Source organism: Staphylococcus simiae, from assembly GCF_002902085.1.
Taxonomy (GTDB): Bacteria; Bacillota; Bacilli; order Staphylococcales; family Staphylococcaceae; genus Staphylococcus; species Staphylococcus simiae.
Genome location: NZ_PPQR01000156.1, coordinates 1 through 375, shown reverse-complemented (window position 1 = coordinate 375; position 375 = coordinate 1). Strand labels below are relative to the sequence as shown.

1 pseudogene is annotated in these 375 nt (G+C 28.5%); it reads left to right on the top strand.

Features of this window, described 5'->3' with window-relative positions:
* Positions 1-277: 277 nt before the first annotated feature.
* Positions 278-346 (top strand): annotated as a pseudogene (locus tag CD113_RS13065) (hypothetical protein); the annotation flags it as partial.
* Positions 347-375 lie beyond the last annotated feature (29 nt).

The window sequence follows — 375 nt, the reverse complement described above, 5'->3', positions numbered from 1 at the left end:
TGAGACCGTAAGGTCTCTTTTTTTATGTCAAAAAGACATGAAGGTATAGAAGGACTTGATGCAGAGAAAGCGTTTGAAGCTGACGAAATAAGGAACGAACGACCCCAAGCCTAAAAATAATGATTTGAAAATATATACATTTTAATAAAAGAAATTCAGTCCAACTTGGGAGAAAACCTAAATTTTGTAGTTTAATAGATTATACACAATAAAAAACTACTAAATGAATTTGTTAAAACTCATTTAGTAGTTTCATTAAGCTTCATATTATATTTTTAAGGCTCTCTGTCAAATTGGACTGATGTATAAATTTTTTATAGAAGTTAAGCAGCAATTTGTTGTTTAACTTCTTTTTTATTTTCAGGTGCATATAGT